The sequence below is a fragment of the Aeromonas sp. ZOR0001 genome (assembly GCF_000801015.1).
GTDB lineage: Bacteria > Pseudomonadota > Gammaproteobacteria > Enterobacterales > Aeromonadaceae > Aeromonas > Aeromonas veronii.
Map to the genome: position 1 here is coordinate 168,219 of NZ_JRJY01000110.1, position 21,759 is coordinate 189,977.

Here is a 21,759-nt window from a genome sequence, read left to right on the forward strand (position 1 = left end):
GGTTACTTGTCCTTACCCGGGGTGACGCCAGATTTCATCTCGTCCACCAGCGGCTTGAAGCGCTTCAGTTCGCTCAGCTTGTAGCCGGTGTAGTTACCCATCAACAGCACGGTCGCCATCAGCACCAGCTGCAGGCCGAGGAAGTTGAAGGTGAGGTGACGAATAAGCTCGTTATCCATGGCCAGATAGGCGATGACGGCCACCAGCAGAGAGCCGCCGCCCTGGCGGAACACCTCTTTCGGGCCCTCTTCTTCCCACAGGATGGACATCCGTTCGATGGTCCAGGAGAGGATGATCATCGGGAAGAAGGTGATCTTCATGCCGTCGGTCAGCCCCAGCTTGAAGGCGAACGCGGAGAAGATACCGATCATCGAGATAACCATGATGATGATGGCCGATATTCGGGCGACCAGCAGCAGGTTAAGCCGCGACAGATAGGAGCGGATGATGAGACCGGTGCCGACGATCAGCAGGAAGCCGATGAGACCGGTGACCAGCGAGGTCTGGATAAAGGCGACCGCGATCAGCACCGGCATAAAGGTACCTGAGGTCTTGATCCCCACCAGAACCCGCAGGAACACCACCATCAGCACGCCGATCGGGATCAGCAGCAAGCCCTTGAACAGGGTCTGCTCTTCCAGCGGCAGGCTGTGGATGGAGAAGTTCATCATCTCTGATTTTTCGAACTTCTGCGCCAGTGCAACGCTCACCGGCTGCTCTTGCTCGATCATCGAGAAGCTGACACGGGAGTTGTGACCACCGGTCACGTCCAGCAGGGCGCCGGAGTTGTATTCCCACAGCAGCAGGTTGGCCGGACGGCCCTGTTCACCGGTTTGCGGGTTGAACAGCTTGTAGTCGGTCGGGCTGTTGAATACCTGCAGGTAATCCACCAGCTCCTGACGACGGCGGCCATCTTCCAGATTCAGGGCATGCACCACGCGGGTGGGGACGTCAGCATTGTTGAGCAGCTCGGCGATCAGGTTGGCGCGGCTCTTGTGCTTTTTCAGCAGCTCGGCGTTCTGCTCCTGCTTCTCGATCTCCTTGATGATCTCGCGAGTCAGGGTGTAGCCGTCGGCAGAGCGCTCCTGGGCCCGCTCGAGGATCTGCTTCATCGCGGTGGCATAAGGCTCACTCTCGATCTGCTTCTCGATGGCAGGCGGCTGCGGATTGGCGGCCGGTTTGGCATGGGCATCCGCCATCATGTCGACGCGGTAGTAGAGCTCCTGACGGCCGGAGGCGGTGCGGATGGACCACTCGGCGCGGGCATCGCCATCTTTCTCGACAAAGGAGAGGCCGTAGCCGGGGCTGGCGGCGTTCTCGTTCATCAAGGTGAAACCGGGCTGGGTGCCCGGAATGGCCAGAGAGGCGATCACCGGCTCACCGGTCGCCTCGAACTCCAGCTTGGCTTCGATGGACCAGATCTGGCGCTTTTCACCGGGCGTCAGCGGCACATCCAACGCGATATGGTGATAGATCGTCATCCCCAGGCCGACAATGTACAGCAGGGCTACCAGCAAATAGAACGGCTTACGGGAAACCATGGATTATTTCACATCCTTGAGCTTGGGTTTGGGTTGGATATATTCGCGGGCCACATCAACCACGGCGATGTCTTTCAAAAATTCGCGACCCAGCAGCACAGGGAAGGTCATGTCGCTACGGTCTTTCAGGGTAAATTCGGCTTTCTCGGTCATGTCGCCAATGCGCACGGCCAGACGCACTACCGGACGGCGGTCCAGATCGTCGGCAGAGGCCTGACGCACCCGTACATGACGTACCAGCGGCGCTTCGATCTGGATCTTGTCGTCCACTTCCTGATGGCTCAGGAAGAAGCGCACCCAGTTTTTGCCGTTGCGCTCGAAAATGGTGATCTCCTGCGCACTGATGGAGGAGGTGGTCGCACCGGTATCGACCCGCGCCTGGAAGGCGTCGTTGGCCGCATCAACCCAGATCCACTCGGCTTCACCGACCATCAGCTTGCCATCGATGGTGTGACCCTGATTGGGGGCCGGGCATTTCTCGGTGGGGATGGCCATCGGCTTGGGCGGCTCGGAGGGGAGGGTGGCGAGCTTGTGGTCTACTTGCTTGACGGACTCTTTCATATTGGTGACATCTGTGTTGAGCTGAACCAGCAGGTGCTGTTGCTGCACATACTGCTTCTGTTGCTGTTCCATGGATGTTTGCAGGCGCTGCTCGCTCTGGCTCAGCTCGCTACGAAGCTCGGCCAGCGTCAGAGCAGGGACCTGAGGCGCTTTTTCCATATTGACACACCCGCCGAGACTAAGCAGGGAGAGCAGGGTCATTCCTTTTAATTTGCTTTTCATGTCATTCATTTAACTGTGCTTCCTGGAATTGGGTCAGTGTAACTTCCTGAATCGCCATCGGCTAGTCTTTGGCCTTGCGGGCAATCAGTACGGCACGTTTCGGCGCCGGGTGTCCTTCTACCGTGAGTGCCGGATTGTCTGGATCCAGATAGTCACTCAGGGATTCATTAATCATCCAGTCGGTACGACGCTGTTCGTCGGTGCTGGTCATATTCTCGTCTACTATCCGCACGTCGGTGAAGCCGCAGCGCTCGACCCACAGCTTGAGGGCGCGGCTTGAGGGAATAAACCAGACGTTGCGCATCTTGCCGTAACGATCGGTGGGCATCAGCACGTCGTTTACCCCGCCGTCAATCACCAAGGTCTCCAGCACCAGCTCGCCATCATCTTTCAATTGATTGCGCAACTGCTCGATGTGCTCGATGGGGGATTTGCGGTGATAGAGCACCCCCATGGAGAAGACGGTGTCAAAAGCACGCAGTTCCGGCAGCTCCTGAATGCCGAGCGGCAACAGGTGGGCGCGCTGATCATTGCCCGCGAAGTGGCGAATGGCCTCGAACTGGCAGAGGAACAGCGGGCTCGGATCGATGCCGACCGCCAGCTTGGCCCCTTCACCCACCATGCGCCAGAGGTGGTAACCGCTGCCGCAGCCCACATCCAGCACGTAACGGCCTTCGAGCGGGCTGATATGGGGCAGCACCCGATCCCACTTCCAGTCAGAGCGCCACTCGGTATCGATATGGATGCCGTGCACGGTGAACGGCCCTTTGCGCCAGGGCATGAAGTGGCGCAGCAGGCTCTCGACCTTCTTGCGTTCACCTTCGCCAAGGCTCTCGGCCGAGCCAATCTCGACCCGGCTTTTCAGCTCGACGTTGCCGGGGGAGACCACCGGCAGCTTGTTGAGGGCGCGGTTCCAGCGCGGCAGGTCGCCATGCTGGTTGTCATGTTGCCAGGCGTGCAGCTGGGCGGGCAGGGTATGCAGCCAGTGGCTCAGCCGGTTTTTGGCAATCAGTTGATAGAAATTGGCAAAGTCGATCATGGCTGGGCGTCGCTGGATTTGATGGCAATCATGGAGCCGAAGTTGAAGCACTGGAACCAGAGATCCTGATGGACGAAACCGGCGTCGCGCAGGCGCGCCTGATGCACCGGCAGGCTGTCGGTGCGCATCACGTTCTCAAGGGCGGTGCGTTTCTGGCTGATCTCCAGCTCGCTGTAGCCATTGGCCCGCTTGAAGTCGAGATGCAGATCGATAAGCAGCTCGTTGACCGGTTCATCTTCGAAGCGGAACTTTTCGCTCAGGATCAGGATCCCGCCCGGGCGCAGCCCATCGTGAATGCGCTGGATCAGGGCGGCCCGTTTCTCTGGTTCGACAAATTGCAGGGTGAAGTTGAGCACCACCACGGAGGCGTTCTCGATCTCGATGTCGCAGATATCTGCTTCCACCAGCTCCACCGGCACCTCGGATTTGAAACCGGAGAGGTGGGCGCGGGCGCGCTCGATCATCGGATGGGAGAGATCCACCGCGGTGATGCGGCAGCCGGGCTGGCTGACATGGCGACGCATCGCCTGGGTCGCGGCGCCCAGTGAGCAGCCGAGATCATAGAGTCGGCTCTCGGGTTGGGCGTAGCGGGCGGCCATCATGCCGATGGCAGAGATGATGTTACTGTAACCCGGCACCGAGCGCTGGATCATATCGGGAAAAACGTCGACGACCTGTTCGTCAAAACAGAAGTCTCCCAATCGGGCGATCGGGGCGGCAAAAATTTGATCTTTGGTATGCATGCTGGCGCAACCTGACAGTCGGGACATCACCCGGCTGTATTGTTCAATTGAGTCGTTGGGTGACACCCATCAGAGTAGATTTATCACCTGTTTACGAACGGGGTGGCTGGTCGTGAAATCCTTTGGACCTGTCCTGTTCGTACGGGCCATGTTCCGGACCCTTACTTGGGGCGGTAGTGTAGAGGATTGATGGCCGTTTGTCTTGACGCCAGGGCTTGCCACGCCACAAAAAAGCACTTTTTTTGCAGCGAAACGATGGCTGCAGAATGGGTTGGCTAAAAGCGCAGCACTCCCTGCCGTGCGCGATCGTTTTCCCCCGGCCAGGGGGCCATCTCCTGCTCCAGCAAGCGGGTGAGCTGGCGGGCCAGCTCAGGTGCCTGGGCGTTGTCGGCAGTATGTATATAGAGGTAGAGATCCTTGCCCTCGGAAAGCCACTGGCGCCAGTGGGGGAGCCAGCTGGGCAGGAAGGGGTGATTGGCCGCCGGATCCGGCAGGCCGATAAAGCGCACCATGGGGGCGTTGGCGGTGGCCAGCAGATGCACCGGCAGGCGTGGCTTCTTGCCCTGGGCATCGACAAGGGCTGGCGTGGTTGCTGGCACCGAGAAGAGTGGCCGGCTGTCGAGCATCACCCGGTTCACACCCTGTTCCATCAGCAGCCGGTTTAATGCCCGCTCGGCCTCCCCCTTGGCGAAGAACTCAGGGTGACGCACTTCGAGGGCGTAGCGAAACGCCCGTGGCAGCCGCTCGATAAAGGCCGCCAGTCTGGCCAGCCCCTCTGGCCCAAAACGGGCGGGCAACTGCAGGGTGAGCAGCCCCAGCTTGTCGTGCAGCGGGGCGAGCAGGCGAATAAAGTCGGCGACTTGCTTGTCTGCGCTCACCAGATCGCTCTGGTGGCTGATGGTTTGCGGAAATTTGAAGTTGAAACGAAAGTGATCGGGCACCGCATCGGCCCAGCGCTGTACCGTGTCCGGTGTCGGCAGGGCGTAGAAGGTGGTGTTACCCTCCACCGAGTTGAAGACGGCCGCGTAGTGGGCGAGGTGTTCGGCAGGCTTGGCGCCAAGGCCCAGCAACTGGCCGGGCCAACTGGGGTGGGACCACTGCGGCAGGCCCAAATAGAGGCTCATGATGGCTATTCTCTTCGCTCTTGGTGCATTCGTGGCGATTTTTTGCCCGCTTTTTGCCATCGAGTGCAAAAAACTGGCGAAAGGAGGCTGCTGGCCATTTTACCCAAAAGGGGGTTTTCCTCTATAATGCCAGCCCTTTTGTTTTTCAATTTCTTGTGACCCATGCCTATCTACGAATATCGTTGCGACGTCTGTGGCCATGAATTGGCAAAACTGCAAAAGCTTTCCGATGCCCCCCTGACCGACTGTCCGGCCTGTAGCAAGCCGAATCTGGTCAAGCTGATATCGGCGGCAGGCTTCCGGCTCAAGGGAACCGGATGGTACGAGACTGATTTCAAACCGGGTAAGAAAAAGAATCTGGCCAGCTGTGAGACAGACGGTGCTTGCCAGTCGTGCCCGGCGGCCCAAGGTTAACCGTCTCTCTACAATTTCGAAGGAAGAAGTCCATGCGCTCTATCTATTGCGGACAGGTCAATGAGGCCCATGCAGGGCAGACCATTACATTGTGCGGTTGGGTTCATCGTCGTCGTGATCTCGGCGGTCTGATCTTTATCGATATGCGCGACCGGGAAGGGATCGTTCAGGTGTTCTTCGATCCGGACAAGCCGGACGCGTTCGCCCTGGCCTCCGAGCTGCGCGGCGAGTTCTGCATCCAGGTGACCGGCGTGGTGCGCACCCGTCCCGAGTCCCAGCGCAACAGCGACATGGCCACTGGCGCCATCGAAGTGTTCGCCCACGAACTCAACATCATCAACCGTGCCGAGCCGCTGCCGCTGGACTTCAATCAGGTCAACAGCGAAGAGATCAGCCTCAAGTATCGCTACCTGGATCTGCGTCGTCCCGAGATGGCCAAGTACCTGAAGACCCGTGCCAAGGCCAGCGCCTTCGTACGCCGCTTCATGGACGAGCACGGCTTCCTCGATATCGAGACCCCGATGCTGACCAAGGCCACCCCGGAAGGTGCCCGTGACTATCTGGTGCCGAGCCGCGTGCACAAGGGCAAGTTCTACGCTCTGCCGCAATCACCCCAGCTGTTCAAGCAGTTGCTGATGATGTCCGGCTTCGATCGCTACTACCAGATCGTCAAGTGCTTCCGTGACGAAGACCTGCGTGCCGACCGCCAGCCGGAATTCACCCAGATCGACGTGGAGACCTCCTTCATGACCGCGCCGCAGGTGCGTGAAGTGATGGAAGAGATGATCCGCAAACTGTGGCTGCACATCCTGAACGTGGATCTGGGCGACTTCCCGATCATGACCTTCGACGAAGCCATGCGTCGCTACGGCTCCGACAAGCCGGACCTGCGTCTGCCAATGGAGCTGGTTGATGTGGCTGATCTGCTGACTGCTGTCGAGTTCGCCGTGTTCGCGGGCCCCGCCAACGATCCGAAAGGCCGTGTGGCTGCCCTGAAAGTACCGGGCGGTGCCGAGCTCTCTCGCAAGCAGATCGACGAATACACCAAGTTTGTCGGCATCTACGGTGCCAAGGGCCTGGCCTGGATGAAGGTCAACGAAGCGGCCAATGGTATCGAAGGCGTGCAGTCTCCGGTTGCCAAGTTCCTCTCTGACGCCATCGTGCGCGAGATCCTGGCTCGTACCGGCGCAGCCGACGGCGACATCATCTTCTTTGGCGCTGACAGCAAGAAAGTGGTCTGCGATGCCATGGGCGCCCTGCGTCTGAAAGTGGGTCGCGATCTGGGCCTGCTGGAGAACAGCTGGAAACCGCTGTGGGTCATCGACTTCCCGATGTTCGAGGAAGATGGTGAAGGTGGTCTGGCCGCCATGCACCACCCGTTCACCGCGCCGAGCAACATGAGCCCGGCCGAGCTGAAAGCCAACCCGGTGGGTGCTTACGCCAACGCCTACGACATGGTGATCAACGGCTACGAAGTGGGTGGCGGCTCTGTCCGTATCCATAACAGCGAGATGCAATCCACCGTGTTCGATATCCTGGGTATCACCCCGGCCGAGCAGCGTCTGAAGTTCGGCTTCCTGCTGGATGCCCTGAAGTACGGCACCCCGCCGCACGCCGGTCTGGCCTTCGGTCTGGACCGTCTCAGCATGCTGCTGACCGGCACCGAAAATATTCGGGACGTCATCGCCTTCCCGAAAACGACCGCGGCCGCCTGTCTGATGACAGACGCCCCCAGCCTTGCCAATGCCGCCCAACTGGGTGAGCTGGCGATTGCAACCACCGTCAAGGGCGACGAGTAAGCCGATACCGGCCCCGGAGGCCGCCGCCGTGCGGCCTCTGTGTTTCCCTTGGGTTAGTCATGATCAGTGTTACTGACATTTAAAAAATAACGGAGAGTCTCTATGGCAGGTCACAGTAAATGGGCCAACATCAAACACCGCAAGGCCGCTCAGGACGCCAAGCGTGGCAAGATCTTCACCAAACTGATCCGCGAAATCACTACCTCCGCGCGTCTGGGTGATGCCGATCCCGCCAACAACCCGCGTCTGCGTGCTGCGGTGACTGCCGCCCTGACCAACAACATGACCCGCGACACAATCAACCGTGCCATTCAGCGTGGCGCCGGTGGTGGCGATGGCGAACAGCTCGAGACCATCGTGTACGAAGGTTACGGCCCGGCTGGCTCTGCGGTGATGGTAGAGTGCCTGACCGATAACCGTAACCGTACCGTAGCCGAAGTGCGTCACGCCTTCAGCAAGTGCGGTGGCAACCTGGGCACCGACGGCTCCGTAGCCTATCTGTTCAGCAAGAAAGGTCTGCTGACCTTCGTGGGGGTGGACGAAGATGCCCTGATGGATGCTGCGCTGGAAGCGGGCGCCGATGACGTGGTCACCGAAGAGGATGGCACCATCGAGGTGTACACCACCCCGAACGACTTCGGTACCGTGCTGGATGGTCTGGAAGCTGCTGGCTTCAAGGCCCAGAGCGCCGAAGTGACCATGATCCCCTCCACCGAAGCTGAGCTGGATGCAGAAACTGCACCCAAACTGATGCGCCTCATCGACATGCTGGAAGATCTGGACGACGTGCAAGAGGTTTACCACAACGGTTCCATCTCCGATGAAGTCGCTGCGACCCTCTGATCGCTGAATCGTGCTCTCCCGATGGCAGCCTGATGGCTGCCATTTTTTTATCTTTGCATCGTGGCAACTGCTGATGTGTCAGTTGAGCACCCAGTGCAACAACTCGATAATCCATCTTTGGGTATTGGCTACAGCACCTGACTCAGGAACTGGCGCAGACGCGGGGAGGGGGGATTGTCGAAGAAGTCGGCCGGTTTTTCATCTACCAGCAGTTCGCCACTCTCCATAAAGAGCACCCGATCCGCTACCTCGCGGGCAAAGCCCATCTCGTGGGTCACCACCACCATGGTCATCCCCTCACGAGCCAGTCCCTTCATCACATCGAGCACTTCCCCCACCATTTCGGGGTCCAGCGCACTGGTGGGCTCGTCAAACAGCATGATGCGTGGCTGCATGGCGAGTGCTCGGGCAATGGCCACCCGCTGTTGCTGACCGCCGGAGAGTTGGGAGGGATAGCTGGCCGCTTTCACCGACAGCCCCACTTTCAGCAGCAGCGCCTTGGCCCTGTCTTCGGCCTCACGGCGCGACAGGCCACGCACCTTCTGCGGAGCGAGGCAGATATTATCCAGCACCGTCAGGTGGGGAAAGAGGTTGAAGGACTGGAACACCATGCCCACCTCTTCCCGCAGCTTGTTGACATCGCCCGGCTCGGTCAGGCTGATTCCATCGACCACGATATTGCCGTCGTTGATGGTCTCCAGCTGGTTGAGGGTGCGCAGGAAGGTCGATTTGCCCGAGCCGCTGGGGCCGACGATCACCACCACTTCCCCTTCGGCCACCTCGGTGCTGACATTTTTCAGGGCATGCACTTCGCTGCCGTAGAACTTCTCAACGCCGGTCGCTTTGATGATTGGATCAGTTACTGCGCGCATATTTCACCTCCAGAAAACGAACCGGGAAGGCGAAGAGGGTGTCGGTGATGGCTGCACTTCTCGATGCCTGTTGCACCTTGATGATGGGATCAGTTACTGCGTGCATATTTCACCTCGAGACGGCGTACCAGGAAAGAGAGGGTGCCGGTGAGCACCAGATAGAGCAGGGCCACGGTAAACCACACCTCGAACGGGCTGAAGGTGGAGCTCACCACCTCGCGCCCCGCCTTGGTCAGATCGGTGATGGAGATGACCGAGACCAGCGAGGAGTCCTTGATCAGGTTGATGAACTGGCCCGCCAGCGGTGGCAGTACCCGCTTGAAAGCCTGCGGCAGGATGACATAGCGCATGGTCTGGGCCGAGGTCATTCCCAGGCTGCGGCCCGCCTCCATCTGCCCCTTGTGGATGGAGCTGATACCGGCGCGGACGATCTCCGCCACATAGGCGCCGGTAAAGACCGCCAGCGCGGCGACCCCGGCGGTGAAGCGGTCGAGGTTCAGCACGGTACCGATAAAGAAGTAGACGATGAAGATCTGAACCAGCAGCGGTGTACCGCGGATCAGCTCCACATAGGTGACCGCCAGATTGCGCAGGGCGGGATTGGGGGAGAGACGCGCAAGCCCGGCCAGGGTGCCAAGCAAAATGGCGAAGATGCCCGCCACCAGCGAGAGCTTGACGGTGACCCAGACGCCCCAGGCGATGGGGCCGGCGGTCCAGCTCAGTTGGGTGTCGAGGGTATCGCCACGAAAAACGGTATCCCCTTCGGCGACTTGTATGCCAGTGCTGGCGATGGCTTGCCGCACATTGGGATCGAGATCGTCTTGCAGGAACAGCTTGCCTTTCTCGGCCTCGCTGGTGCCCGCCATCACGGTGCCGTCAAATTCGGCCAGATTCTTCTGCTCCGCCTGATAGGCGATGTATTGGGGAATGCGTTCCCAGCGCCAGGTGTAATCCACTGACTGGACAGCCTTGTAGATGGCGAATACGGCAACCAGCAGCATCAGCAGGAAAACCCCATGCCAGAGCAGCTGATTGGGCTGTTTTTCCATCTGTCTTGTCGGTTTGGGTGTGTGCACAGTCACAACCTCTTCTCGTTATTGTGTGGGGAGCTGCGTGGTGCAGGGGCGGCAATGCGCCGCCCCCCGGAGGTTATTTGAGCTGGTTCAGCCAGGCGTTGGATTCGAACCACTTCTTGTAGAGACGGTCGTAGCTGCCATCGCCCTTGATCTGGCGCAAGTAGTTGTTGAACCAGTTGAGGGTGTCCTGATCTCCTTTGCGGATGGCCCAGGCCAGCGGCTCGAAGGTGAACGGCTTGTCGAGGTGTACCACGGCGCCCTGATTCTGGGAGGCGAAAATAGCGTTGTAGGGCAGGTCATAGACGAACGCATCGACCTTGCCGTTGATCACTTCCAGCTTGGCGTCATCCTGGGTTTCAAACTGCAGCAGGGTGGCTTTGGGGATCAGGCGCTTGACTGCCTGCTCGCCGGTGGTGCCGAGCTTGACCGCGATCTTGTATTTCGGGTCGTTGAGGTCGGTGAAGGATTTGATTTCGCCCGCTTTCTCTTTGCGCAGGACTATGGTCTGGCCGACCACGATGTAAGGATCGGCGAAGTTCACCCGCAGATTGCGCTGGGGAGTGACGGTCATGCCGCCCATGATGACGTCGAACTTGTTGGTCAGCAGCGCCGGAATGATGCCATCCCAGGCGGTGTTGACGAACTCGACCTTCACGCCCATCTCTTTGGCGACCATCTTGGCGAGATCCACGTCAAAGCCGATGTACTGGCCCTGCTTGTTGGTCATCTCGAAGGGTTGATAGCCGGCGTCGAAGCCGACTCGCAGCACGCCGCGTTCAAGCACGGCATCCAGGGTGGAGGTGGGGGCAGGGGTCGGGGCCGCCGTGGCGATCCCGCAAAACAGCAGGGTAGAAAGAATCAGTTTTTTGATCATAAGTGACGTCTCTGTCGGTGGTGTGTTCGGCCTTGAACCTGATCCCGTGCGACTCCGTGGCACAAGAGACTGCTGCATCCGGCAACAGGCAAGACAGGATGAATGTCTTGTGCGGGACAAAAGCCCCATATGAGATGCTATGAATAGTGGTTGAGTGAAAAATGTACCAAAAACAGATTGTGTCAGAAGACTCAACAGGTTAGAGACATTTATTGCTCATGGCTTCATTCATAAAATCACACGAAAACAACATATCTATCTAATTGAGTGGGTTCAAGCCCAAATTATCCCCAAGACATTTTGTTACATAGAGAAGGGCTCGTATGTGGCTTGAGTCTGGTTGGGCTTATCTTTCTTGCATATCTCAAACCTGCTATAGCGGAATGGTGTGAGTTATCTGGTGGTGTGAAAAATAGACGAACAATATGTTTTTATTGTGAAAATAGTCAGGGTCTCTGGGTCTTGGCAAACGGTTCTCATATACTCACTTACCTCCCTCTGCCTGGTTTTGATATGGATGTCTCGTTGTTGCTGAAGCTGGATGTATTTACCCTGATGGTGATGGCATTGGGGGGATATAGCCTCGGGTTTATCACGCTCTCCATTATCTGGTCGACCCACCGGGAGATCCCGGGCATCGGGTTATGGTGGTGGTCCAGTCTCTGTGCGCTGGTGGCCCAGATACTTTTCTCGTTACAGGCATTTTTCCCCAGCCCCTCCGGCATCTGGCTGGCCAATACCCTGATCACGCTCTGCATTGTGTTGATGCCGCCGGCGCTGCAGCGCTTTTTCGGACAGCCCCCGAACTGGCGTGCCGGGGGGCTCTTCATGCTGGTCTATCTGCTGCTTCTGAGCTGGTGCATTGTGGAGGGGGGGATGGCATCCCGGGTATTGCTGGCTTGCCTGAGTTACATGATGCTGGGTGCTGTGATCGTCTATCTGGTCTGGCGCCACGGTTACCCCCACTATCTGCCGGCGGTGATGGTCTTTACCCTGGTCAACGTGCTGCTCTACGCCTTCTACTTGATGCGGCTCTGGTTCCTCTGGCAGGACAACGTACAGATGCTGATGGATAAGAGCGGGGTCAATGTGCTGCCCTTCCTCTCCATGCTGATGGGGAGCTATCTCTCCACCTTCGGGGTGCTGCTGCTCTGTACCCAGTATCGTGCGCTGGCGCTGCGCCAGCAGGCTAGCCACGACCCTCTTACCGGTCTGCTCAACCGGCGTGGCTTTATGGAGCAGCTGAAGCAGCAAAAGTGGGGTGACAGCGGCGCGCTGGCCGTGCTCGACATCGATGATTTCAAGCAGATCAATGACCAGCATGGCCATGAGGTGGGTGATCGGGTGCTGGCCGAGCTCGGTGCCTATCTGGGTAGTCAGCCCGATCTGGTGTGCAGTCGTTTCGGTGGCGAGGAGTTTGTGCTGCTCTTCTCGCAGCCCGGCGTGCTGGCCCTGCAGCGCTGCGAGGGATTGCTGGAGGAGGTCGCGAACCGCAACATGGGCGGTCTCTCCATCACGGTCAGCATGGGACTCTCCCACTGGCAAGGGGAGTGGCACTTTGACCCTCTGTTCACTCAGGCCGACCATGCGCTCTACAGCGCCAAGCGGCAAGGCAAGAACCGGGTCTGTCAGGCTTGTCGGGAGGTGTAACTCCTGTTCAGTCCAGTATTACGTTATCTCGGCTGGCTGGGGGCGCGGTGCCTGCGCCTTGAGGAAGGGGAGCAGCAGCAGGGCCGAGACGCCCGCTGCCACCGAGATCACCACGAAGAAGCCGTTCCAGTGCCAGATCTCCATCACCTTGGCCAGCGGATAGCCCGACAGCGCCGCCCCCATATAGGCGAACAGCCCGACAAAGCCGGTGGCCGCCCCCGCCGAGTTCTTGTGGGAGCACTCCGCCGCCGCCATGCCGATCAGCATCTGGGGGCCAAACACGAAAAAGCCGATGGTAAAGAAGCAGGCCGCCTGCATCACATAGCTGAAGAAGGGCATCAGCCAGAGTGACCCCACCGCCAGCAGGATCCCCACCGCAAAGATGAGGTTCATCGGGCCACGGTTGCCGTTGAACAGCTTGTCCGATCCCCAGCCCGCCACCAGGGCGCCGATAAAGCCTCCCACCTCGAACATGGAGATAGCCGAGTTGGCGCTCATCAGATTGAAGCCGCGCTGCTCGGTCATGTAGAGATTGCCCCAGTCATTGATGGCGGTGCGCACCACATAGACCAGTACGTAACAGCAGGCGAGCAGCCAGATATAGGGGTTACCCAGCACATACTTGCGCAGGATCTGGCGGTGGGAGAGTCCCGCATCCTGAGTCTGCTGGGCCAGCTCCATGGCATCCTTGCGCCACTCGCCCACCGTTGGCAATCCCATGGCGCTCGGGGTATCCCGCAGCCGCCAGCAGAGGAACAATCCCGCGATGATGGCGATAAGGCCGGGCACTATCATGCCGTAGCGCCAGCCATGCTGCAGGGCGATGGTGCTGACGATAAGGGGGATGAGCGCCCCGCCCACGTTGTGGGCGGTGTTCCAGGCCGACCACCAGACCCCGCGCTCGGTACGCGAATACCAGCTGGTGAGCAGCTTGGAGCAGGGAGGCCAGCCCCAGCCCTGGAAGAAGGCGTTGGCGACCCAGAGGGCGGCAAACATCCAGAGTGCCGACGAGAGGCCGAACAGTATGTTGATAACGCCGGTGGCCATCAGCCCGACGCCCATGAAGTAGCGCGGGTTGGCGCGGTCACTGATGATGCCGGAGAAGAACTTGGAGCAGCCGTAGGTGATGTAGAACAGAGTCCACAGCATGCCGATATCGGACTTGTCCAGCATGCCGCTCGCCAGCATGTCCGGCATGGCGAAGTTGAAGCTCTTGCGGGTGAAGTAGAAGACCGCGTAGCCCAGATACATGGTCAGCAGCAGGTGCAGCCGCCAGTGGCGATAGGTGGCATCGATCTCGGCCTGATCCCGGATAAGGGGCCGGGGCGGCGCGCTTCTCATAAAACTCAGCACAGGCAGGCCCTCTGGTGGTGATTAGCCATGATTCTCTTCCCGTCTGCGACTGGGCAGGTTGACCGTCAGCTGGGTGCCGTGGATGCAGGAGAGCTGCAAGCTGCCCCCGAGGGCCTGTACCCGCTCGCGAATGCCGAGCAGGCCATAGCCCTGTTGCGGGCGGCTTTCCGGCAGACCGCGGCCATCATCTTCCAGCACCAGTTGCAACTGCTCGCCGCTGGTCCGGGCGCGAATGGTGACCGAGTGGGCGTTGGCATGTTTGACCACGTTGTTGAGCCCCTCCTGACAGACCCGAAACAGGGTGACCCGCTGGGCATCCGAGAGATCCCCATCCGCCAGTTGCCATTCCAGACGGGTGACGATGCCGTGACGTTCCAGCTCCAGCTCTCTGAGCAGTGCCCGTACCGCCTGTTCAAGAGTCATGTCGTCGAGTTGGCGCGGGCGCAGCCGCCCGAGCAGGCCGCGCACCGCGTCGTAGATCCCGAGCGACAGTGTGTCGATCAGGGCGCTGCTCTGGCTCACCCCGGCGTTGTCGGGGGCGAGGCGGCGCACGATCCCGGCCTGGGTACGAATGGCGGTGATGGTCTGGCCGATGTCGTCGTGCAGCTCGCGCGCCACCTCCTTGCGAATGCTCTCCTCGGTCTCCAGCAGCCGCTCGGTGAGTTGGCGATTATGGGCGAGCTGGCGGGTCAGCGCCTGATTGAGTTCGCGCTGGCGCTGGATCCCGGCGCCGAGCAGCAGGCCGGTGAGGCTCTGGGCCAGCAGGGAGAGCAGCAGATCGAGCGGGTGATCGTGCCAGGCCTGACTGGCCAGCAGGGCGATGGTGTTCATCAGGGTGGCGAGCAGCGCCCCCTGCCAGCCGTAGCGCCACGCCATGGCGATGATGGGGATGGCCAGACAAAACGGGGTGAAGCGTACCAGCGAGTTGGGCAATCCCAGTTGCAGCCAGAGGCTCAATACGAACAGCAACAGATACCAGACCAGATGGCGAAAGCGCCACTCCACCGGTTGATCCACCAGCGCAGGCCCCAGCGGCACCCAAGTGGCGCGGGTGAGGTAGTGCCAGATCAGCATGCAGGTGGAGGTCAGCGTCAGCCCGCCGGTCAGGCTGAGCAGCAGGGCCGAGAGGCCATCTTCCCCGGCCAGATGCCAGAGCAGGGCTTGCAGCAGCGCCGCCGCCGTGACGGTGGCGAGCAGCAGCAACAGTTGCTGCCAGTCGTTGCGCACCTGTTGGCGACGGGCAATCAGCAGCGGTAGCAGGGTCAGCAGACTGCCCGCGACCAGCCAAGGCCAGTGGGGCAGCCCCACTTCCAGATTGAGCCAGTAGAGCAGCAGTCCTTCGCACAGCAACAGCGGCGGCCAGTAGTGGCCGGGACTTTGCAGCAGCAACCCGAGGCGCAGGCCGAAGGGGAACAGCAGCACCGCCAGCGCCGGGCCGCCCGCCAGATGCAGGCTGATGCTCCAGAGGCAAAACCAGCCGGCGGCAAAGATGAAGCAGGCCGCCAGCGCGATGGCGACATAGCTGGCAAAACGGGAGATCACCAGCTATCCAGCATGCGGTGGGCCAGCTCGACGTTGTTGCTGACCTTGAGCTTGTCCATCAGGTTGGCGCGATGGACGTGAACCGTCTTGGGGGAGAGGCCGAGCAGCTCGGCGATGGCTTTCACCTCCAGCCCCTGTGCCAGCAACTGGGCAATCTCCCGCTCCCGATTGGTGAGGGGATCCCGGCTACTGCTGGCCAGTTTCTGGGCGATGTCCGGCGTAAGATAACACCCCCCCTGGGCGGCGGTGCGCACGGCAGCGATCAGCTCGTCCGGACTGCAGCGTTTGGAGAGAAATCCCTTGGCGCCGGTTTGCAAGGCCTGCTCGATGAGGGCCGGGCTGTCGTGTACCGAGAGCATCACCACCGCCAGACCGGAGGGGAGCTGCTTGAGCAGCTCCAGCCCCGACTGGTCGGGCATCGAGATGTCGCAGACACAGACCCGCGCCCCGCTGCCGGGCAGGCCGGCAAGGGCGTCGCTGGCGGAGCCGAATTCGGCGACCACCTGCAGGTCTGGCTCCAGATTGAGCAGTTGGGCAAAACCGGATCGGACGATCTGGTGATCGTCGATAAGGGCAATTTTTATCATGATGTCAGCCTGAAATTCGGTGCGTCATGACCATGACGCGGCCAACAAGATACCTGCCCCCCGAGTCAGGCTCAAGCAGCAGCAGGAAAAGGGGCTAAAAACCGGGGGGCAAGGTGCGCAAAGCTTGATCGGGATCAGCTGGCAAGGGCGAGCAAGCGGGCTGATCAACAGGGGATGACCAGCCCGGGGGACTCAGCGGTGCAGCTCGCCGGCGCGTTCCGGCTGATAAACCACTTCCAGAATTTCGACCTCGATGGTGCGACCGGCCGGGCCAGGCCAGGCGATGCTGTCGCCCACTTTCAGACCGAGCAGGGCGCTGCCCACCGGCGCCAGTACCGAGATATTGCTCTCGTCGCCCTTGGCATCGCGCGGGTAGACCAGGGTGAGGCAGAACTCGTTGCCGCTACTCTGCATCTTGAAGCGTACCTTGCTGTTCATGGTGACTACGTCCGGCGGCATGTCGGCCGGTTCGCGGATCTCGGCGCGGTCCAGCTCCTCTTGCAGGGCCAGATGCTGCGGATGGTTGCCGAGCAGTTGTTCGATACGGTCCAGATCAAGGCTGGAGATAACCAGATGAGGTTGTTTCATAAGATATTCCTTATCAATAGCGGATAGGCCCATACCGGCGGCTGCAGGTTGGCCATCACGCAAAGTGTTACAAAAATGGATTCAACAGGTTCAATCGATTGAAAATGCCATGCCCCCAAGCGACTCGCGGCCGAAGGAGCGAGGCGGGGGCTCAGCAGGGTGTGAGCAAATGCGAGGAAATAGCGAGTATTTTCATGGGGCTACCATAACCATTCTGGCCGGCCTTGGCAACCGCGATTGAGTGACTACTCAGGAGCCTGATAGTTGTACTGACGGATGATCCGCGCCAGTGTGCCATCATAACGCATCTCGTCGATTACGGCTTGCCAGCGCTGCGCCTGTTTGAAGGGGAAATCCTTGTGAGCGGCCAGGAACAGTTGGGTGTTCATCAACACTTCACCGCGAACCAGCTGTTGTGATGAGCGTTTGTCTTGTTGTTGGGCATACAGGATGACATTCCATGCGGCGACCCAGGCATCAATGCGACCGCGATGGAGTTTATGAGCGTTGAGTTGCTCATCTGCCACTGTCTCTCCCCGGATCCCGATGCGTTGTTTGAGTAGGTGTTGACCAAACGAGTAGCGCAGCACGCCCACATCAAGGTTTTTCAAATCGCTGCTTTTCAGTGCTTTTGGGTGAAACCGGCGATCGCTGACGATCAAAAACTGCTCATCTAGGATGGGTGTTACCCACTGATAGAGGTGCTCTCGCTGACTGCTTCGCACGGGCGGTATCATCAAGACATCGGGGCGATGAATTGTCTGGGTCAGTGCACGTGGAAGTGGCATCAGCTCGATGGTAAGCGGCTCGCCTAGACGGCGGGCTGCTTCCTCCATGATCTCGATACCCACGCCGCTGGGTTTACCATGGGAGGACTGAATGACGTAAGGGGGCAACTCGGCCGCCACCAGTACAATAGCCTGGGCACCGGTGTGTACCAGCAATAACAGCAGTGCAAAAAAGGGCAGGCAGAGAGCGCGCATCAAGGTCGTGAGCCAGAGTCGAATATGCAGAGTGTAACATTCCTGCCTGCGTTGTCGTTGTGCCCGCTGAGGGGTTGGGATCTCAGTCGAAGAAATCCCGCAGATCGCGCACTTCGTAATCAGCGAGTTGCTGCCAGGGGAGCTGAGCAGGCAGCTTGCGCAGGGTCACCTCCATCCGGTAGCTGCGATAGCCGTCGAGACTGGCCGACTCGACCACCAGCGGGATCTGCCACTGACTCGACCAGAGAATCCGGGTTCGTTGCTGCCCTTCGCGCTTTTCATACCAGCGGGCCTGCTCGGGGGCGGCCTCATCCAGTGGAGTCATCCCCTCGATCAGCACCGGGTTGACGAGATGGCGGATCCGCAGCCAGTCGGACTTGAAGGCCACCTGGCCATACTCTTCCACCGGCACTTCAACCAGCTGGTTGTGCCAGCTGTCGGCATAGCGCAGCTGAAGTTCACCCTCATCACTGCGACTGACCCAGCGGGCCGCCATCTGGTGGGTAAAGTGCTTGTGGCCAGGGGTTGCGTCGTGAGTGGCGTGATAGGCACGGGCAAGGGGGAGGGGAATGAGCCGCTGGCTCCACACCTGATTGCCCACGCGCAGCCACTTCTCTTGCCAGACACTCTCTCTGGCGATGCCATCGCTGCCGGTGTTCCGGTCGTGATAGCTGATCCGGGCGGCGAGATCCGGGGGCGTGTCGTCAGCATGCAGGGGGAAGGCGAGGGTGCTGCCAAGCAGCCATAACGAAAGCAAAAGTCGCATCATCATCTGTCGCTCGAAAGTGCCGGGGCCCAGGCCGCTGAGTCAATTGCTCAGATGCACCCGGGCCCCTGCTGCTTACAGGCCGAGCGCCTCCCGCAGTTTGCCAAACACCTTGGTGTTATCCAGCGTGCCTTTGAAGCGGTTGCTGCCGGCGCCATCGGCAAACAGCATCACATCGCCGCCGCCGTGGGTTTCCGATGTCAGCTTGACGCCGGTCTCCTGCAGATAGTCATTGGCCATCACCTGATCGCTGGTGAGGACCGGACGCACGGCCGCACGATTGGGGCCGTTACCGAACACCAGGGTGGTGAAGGGCTTGCCATCCACGTCGTTCTGGGTCGAGCCATCGCCATTTTTCACCAGATCCAGCACCGGATTGCCCTTGGCGGAGTAGCCGTTAATGGTCATGGTGTGGTCATGGTCGGCGGTGACCACGATCAGGGTATTGCTGAGATCCACTTTACCCAGCGCCGTCTTGACCGCCTCATCCAGTGCCACCGCGTCGGTGAGCGAGCGCTTGGCGTTGGTGCCGTGCAGGGCGTGATCGATCCGGCCGCCTTCTACCATCAGGAAGTAACCCTGACTGTTCTTGCTCAGCAGGTCGATCGCCTTGGCGGTCATTTCGGAGAGGGACGGCTGGGTATTGGCAGCCCCTTTGGCGACCCGATCCAGCTCGTAGTCGAGGTGGGATTTGCTGCTGAACAGACCGAGCACCTTGCCGCTGGTGACCTTGGCCAGTTCACTTTGGGTGGTGACATAGCTGTACCCCTGCGCCTTCATCTCGGCGGTCAGGTCGCGGTTGTCATTGCGACCGCCCTTGTTGCTGGCGCTGTAGGGGGTCCAGTGGTTGGCACCACCGCCCATCAGTACATCGACCCCATCCTTGAGGGCACTGTTATAGCCAGCGCCCCCCGGAACGGCCTGTGCGGCGATGTCATAGGCAGCATCCCGATGGCAGATGTGGGCGTAGGTAGCCGCCGGGGTAGCGTGGGTCAGCTCGGTAGTGGTGACGGCCCCGACCGATTTGCCTGCCGCCTTGGCCAGTTCCAGGATGGTGGGCACCGGTTTGCCATTATCGCTGCTGCAATTATTGACGGTTTTGTTGCCATTGACGTCTTTGCCGGGGGCGACGGCTTTGGTGTCGCTGCTCATGGCGATCACCTCGTTGTTCATCTTGACCCCGGTGGTGTAGGCCGCCATGGAGGGGGCCGAGTCGGTGGTCTGGGCATCGTTGGAGAAGGTCTTGATGCGGGCACTGCGCGGCAGTTTCATCATCTCCAGATTGCCCTCTTCCCCCACCTTGAACAGGCGGGTGGCGGTGAGCACGGTGGGGCCCATGCCATCACCGATAAAGAGAATGACGTTTTTGGCATCACCGGCCTGTGCCTGGGAGGTTGCGCCCAGCGCACTGAACAGGGCGGCGCAGACCAGCGTGTGCTTGATGGATGTATTCATCTGTTTGTTCATGAAAGTGCTCCTTACAGCTTGGCCGCAGCCTTGATCTTGCCGAACACGGCGGTGTTATCGAGTGAGCCATGGAAGCTGTCAGCCCCCTTGCCGATGGCGCCGAGGAAGACATCTGTGCCGCCGTGGGTCTCGTTGCCGATCTCGCCCACCTTGACCACCACTTCCTGGTGGTAGTCATTGGCGGAGACGGTGGCATCGTCGAGCGGGGCGACGCTGCTGCGCGGGCCATCCACCCGGTTGTAGCCGTTGCCAAAACCTATGATGGTGTAGGGCATGCCCTCGCTATCCTTGCTTGGCTCGCCAGTCTCGTAGTTCTTCACCAGCCCGAGTACGCCGGGGTTGTCGGCGGTGGTCTTGCCGGTGCGCTTGGCATAGCCGTTGAGCACGAGTGTGTGGTCGTGGTCGGCGGTGACCACGATCAGGGTGTTTTTCAGCTCGGGGTCGCTCTTTTTCACCTCGTCGATGGCAGCCTTGATGGCGTTGTCGAAGGCGATGGTGTCCTGCAGCGCCCGCTTGGCGTTGGTGTCGTGCAGGGCGTGGTCGATACGGCCCCCCTCCACCATCAGGAAGTAACCCTTCTCTTTGCCCTTGAGCTGCTTGATGGCGGCCAGGGTCATCTGGGCCAGTGACGGCTCGCTGGCGGGGCGGTCCAGGTCATATTTCATGTGGCTGGAACCAAACAGGCCCAGCAGCGGCTTGCCCGCATCGGCCTTGTTCAGCTCATCCAGATTGCTGGCAAACTGGTAGCCCTTGGCCTGCATTTCGCTGATGAGGTTGCGGCCATCCTCCCGCTTGCCCTTGTCAGCTTTGGGCAGGAAGAAGCTGCTGCCGCCACCGAGCACCACATCCAGTCCCTCCTTGAGGGCGCTGTTGTAGCCTTTGCCGCCCGGTACCAGCTGGACGGCGATATCTGCCTCCAGATCCCGGTTGCAGATATGGGCATAGGTAGCCGCCGGGGTGGCGTGGGTTACCCGGGTGCTGGTTACCACGCCGGTACCGCGGCCATCGGCTTTGGCCAGCTCCAGCAGGGTGGTCACCGGCTTGCCGGCGCTCTTGCTGCAGTCGCTCTCATAGGTGGCGTCGCCGTCCATGCTGATGACGCCGTTGTTGCTCTTGACCCCGGTCATGTAGGCCGCCATGGAGGGGGCCGAGTCAGTGACCTGGGCATCGTGGGAGAAGGTCTTGATAAAGGCCGTCTCTGGCAGGGTATCGATGGTGAGATCACCCTCTTCGCCGACACCGTAGATGCGGGCCGCCGTCAGGGTGTTGAGGCCCATGCCGTCACCGAGGAAGAAGATGACGTTGGTGGGTTGGGCTGCGGGCTTGGTCGCCACCGTGTCATTGTCTGATTTGCAGCCGGCAGCCAGGGCGGCGCCGATCATCACTGCAAGTCCTGCCATTTTTCTCATTGGGGTTCGCTCCTTGTAAAACCTGAGCGCAGCCTAGAGGGGGCAGATGACACTTTTACTGACTATCGGTGACGGTTGTGTGAAAAAGTGATGAAAATGTTACACTATATCAATGTGTTATCTATCAATTGAGCGAGTTGGTCCGGTCGCTTCCGGCAAGGTTGCTCCGCCTCGGCGGTTTGCTGATTTGATGAGGTGATGGTTAGAATGACCTGTCAAAAGAGGCCCGCAGCAGGTAAAATGCGCCCCCTTCGTTCGATGCCCGCGGCAGAGCGCCTGTTGTTCCATGCGCGCGCCCGCAGCCCC

The 21,759-nt window shown here is 60.1% G+C and carries 21 protein-coding genes; 4 read left to right on the top strand and 17 right to left on the bottom strand.

The window, feature by feature from the left end:
- Nucleotides 1-2 precede the first annotated feature (2 nt).
- The 5 genes from L972_RS15140 to L972_RS15160 all read right to left on the bottom strand — a co-directional run bounded on the left by L972_RS15140 (nucleotide 3) and on the right by L972_RS15160 (nucleotide 5,230).
- Entirely contained in the window at nucleotides 3-1,541 is a 1,539-nt protein-coding gene (locus L972_RS15140; protein WP_005337699.1) for an inactive transglutaminase family protein, read from the bottom strand.
- Between the two features lie 3 nt (nucleotides 1,542-1,544).
- Entirely contained in the window at nucleotides 1,545-2,333 is a 789-nt protein-coding gene (locus L972_RS15145; protein WP_005337698.1) for an ATP-dependent zinc protease family protein, read from the bottom strand.
- A 52-nt stretch (nucleotides 2,334-2,385) separates the two neighbouring features.
- The gene (cmoB, locus tag L972_RS15150) at nucleotides 2,386-3,363 is read right to left on the bottom strand and encodes a tRNA 5-methoxyuridine(34)/uridine 5-oxyacetic acid(34) synthase CmoB (RefSeq protein WP_019446645.1); all 978 of its coding nucleotides are present in this window, start codon (nucleotides 3,361-3,363) and stop codon (nucleotides 2,386-2,388) included.
- The gene (gene cmoA / locus L972_RS15155) at nucleotides 3,360-4,106 is read right to left on the bottom strand and encodes a carboxy-S-adenosyl-L-methionine synthase CmoA (RefSeq protein WP_005353159.1); all 747 of its coding nucleotides are present in this window, start codon (nucleotides 4,104-4,106) and stop codon (nucleotides 3,360-3,362) included. The genes cmoB and cmoA overlap by 4 nt, the downstream gene beginning before the upstream one ends.
- 275 nt (nucleotides 4,107-4,381) lie before the next feature.
- Nucleotides 4,382-5,230, bottom strand: a complete 849-nt coding sequence (locus L972_RS15160; RefSeq protein WP_047439226.1) for a DUF72 domain-containing protein — start codon at nucleotides 5,228-5,230, stop codon at nucleotides 4,382-4,384.
- A 162-nt stretch (nucleotides 5,231-5,392) separates the two neighbouring features.
- On the opposite strand from L972_RS15160, the gene L972_RS21005 reads away from it, so the two are divergent.
- The 3 genes from L972_RS21005 to L972_RS15175 all read left to right on the top strand — a co-directional run bounded on the left by L972_RS21005 (nucleotide 5,393) and on the right by L972_RS15175 (nucleotide 8,286).
- Nucleotides 5,393-5,644: an FmdB family zinc ribbon protein gene (locus L972_RS21005; RefSeq protein WP_005337686.1), complete on the top strand. Its 252-nt coding sequence runs from the start codon at nucleotides 5,393-5,395 to the stop codon at nucleotides 5,642-5,644.
- Nucleotides 5,645-5,676: 32 nt separating this feature from the next.
- Nucleotides 5,677-7,443 (top strand): aspartate--tRNA ligase, encoded by a 1,767-nt coding sequence (aspS, locus tag L972_RS15170; RefSeq protein WP_005337684.1) that lies wholly within the window; start codon nucleotides 5,677-5,679, stop codon nucleotides 7,441-7,443.
- Nucleotides 7,444-7,545: 102 nt separating this feature from the next.
- Nucleotides 7,546-8,286, top strand: coding sequence for a YebC/PmpR family DNA-binding transcriptional regulator (locus L972_RS15175; protein WP_005337681.1), 741 nt, complete (start codon nucleotides 7,546-7,548; stop codon nucleotides 8,284-8,286).
- 128 nt (nucleotides 8,287-8,414) lie between these two features.
- Here the strand turns inward: L972_RS15175 and L972_RS15180 are convergent, their stop codons facing one another.
- The 4 genes from L972_RS15180 to L972_RS15190 form a co-directional block, all read right to left on the bottom strand.
- Entirely contained in the window at nucleotides 8,415-9,158 is a 744-nt protein-coding gene (locus tag L972_RS15180) for an amino acid ABC transporter ATP-binding protein (RefSeq protein WP_047439228.1), read from the bottom strand.
- Nucleotides 9,142-9,264: a hypothetical protein gene (locus L972_RS22150; protein ID WP_265176575.1), complete on the bottom strand. Its 123-nt coding sequence runs from the start codon at nucleotides 9,262-9,264 to the stop codon at nucleotides 9,142-9,144. The genes L972_RS15180 and L972_RS22150 overlap by 17 nt, the downstream gene beginning before the upstream one ends.
- Nucleotides 9,248-10,207, bottom strand: coding sequence for an amino acid ABC transporter permease (locus tag L972_RS15185; RefSeq protein ID WP_047439230.1), 960 nt, complete (start codon nucleotides 10,205-10,207; stop codon nucleotides 9,248-9,250). The genes L972_RS22150 and L972_RS15185 overlap by 17 nt, the downstream gene beginning before the upstream one ends.
- Nucleotides 10,208-10,307: 100 nt before the next feature.
- Complete coding sequence (locus tag L972_RS15190; protein WP_005334079.1) at nucleotides 10,308-11,108, bottom strand: transporter substrate-binding domain-containing protein; 801 nt, start codon at nucleotides 11,106-11,108, stop codon at nucleotides 10,308-10,310.
- 513 nt (nucleotides 11,109-11,621) lie between these two features.
- Between L972_RS15190 and L972_RS15195 the strand changes: the two genes are divergently transcribed.
- Nucleotides 11,622-12,758, top strand: coding sequence for a GGDEF domain-containing protein (locus L972_RS15195; RefSeq protein ID WP_047439232.1), 1,137 nt, complete (start codon nucleotides 11,622-11,624; stop codon nucleotides 12,756-12,758).
- An 18-nt stretch (nucleotides 12,759-12,776) separates the two neighbouring features.
- Here the strand turns inward: L972_RS15195 and L972_RS15200 are convergent, their stop codons facing one another.
- The 8 genes from L972_RS15200 to L972_RS15235 all read right to left on the bottom strand — a co-directional run bounded on the left by L972_RS15200 (nucleotide 12,777) and on the right by L972_RS15235 (nucleotide 21,453).
- Nucleotides 12,777-14,111 carry an MFS transporter gene (locus L972_RS15200; protein ID WP_047439233.1) on the bottom strand — a complete coding sequence of 445 codons (1,335 nt, stop codon included), beginning with the start codon at nucleotides 14,109-14,111 and terminating at the stop codon, nucleotides 12,777-12,779.
- A gap of 21 nt (nucleotides 14,112-14,132) precedes the next feature.
- Entirely contained in the window at nucleotides 14,133-15,653 is a 1,521-nt protein-coding gene (uhpB, locus tag L972_RS15205) for a signal transduction histidine-protein kinase/phosphatase UhpB (RefSeq protein WP_047439234.1), read from the bottom strand.
- Entirely contained in the window at nucleotides 15,650-16,240 is a 591-nt protein-coding gene (uhpA, locus tag L972_RS15210) for a transcriptional regulator UhpA (RefSeq protein ID WP_047439236.1), read from the bottom strand. The genes uhpB and uhpA overlap by 4 nt, the downstream gene beginning before the upstream one ends.
- Nucleotides 16,241-16,432: 192 nt before the next feature.
- Entirely contained in the window at nucleotides 16,433-16,828 is a 396-nt protein-coding gene (gene rnk, locus L972_RS15215; RefSeq protein ID WP_005334070.1) for a nucleoside diphosphate kinase regulator, read from the bottom strand.
- A 245-nt stretch (nucleotides 16,829-17,073) separates the two neighbouring features.
- On the bottom strand, nucleotides 17,074-17,811 hold the full coding sequence (locus L972_RS15220; protein ID WP_047439238.1) for a substrate-binding periplasmic protein: 738 nt from the start codon (nucleotides 17,809-17,811) through the stop codon (nucleotides 17,074-17,076).
- A gap of 82 nt (nucleotides 17,812-17,893) precedes the next feature.
- On the bottom strand, nucleotides 17,894-18,580 hold the full coding sequence (locus L972_RS15225) for a hypothetical protein (RefSeq protein WP_047439268.1): 687 nt from the start codon (nucleotides 18,578-18,580) through the stop codon (nucleotides 17,894-17,896).
- Between the two features lie 72 nt (nucleotides 18,581-18,652).
- A complete protein-coding gene (locus L972_RS15230; protein WP_047439240.1) occupies nucleotides 18,653-20,044 on the bottom strand; it encodes an alkaline phosphatase in 1,392 nt (463 codons plus the stop codon).
- Between the two features lie 11 nt (nucleotides 20,045-20,055).
- The gene (locus L972_RS15235) at nucleotides 20,056-21,453 is read right to left on the bottom strand and encodes an alkaline phosphatase (protein WP_005334065.1); all 1,398 of its coding nucleotides are present in this window, start codon (nucleotides 21,451-21,453) and stop codon (nucleotides 20,056-20,058) included.
- Nucleotides 21,454-21,759 lie beyond the last annotated feature (306 nt).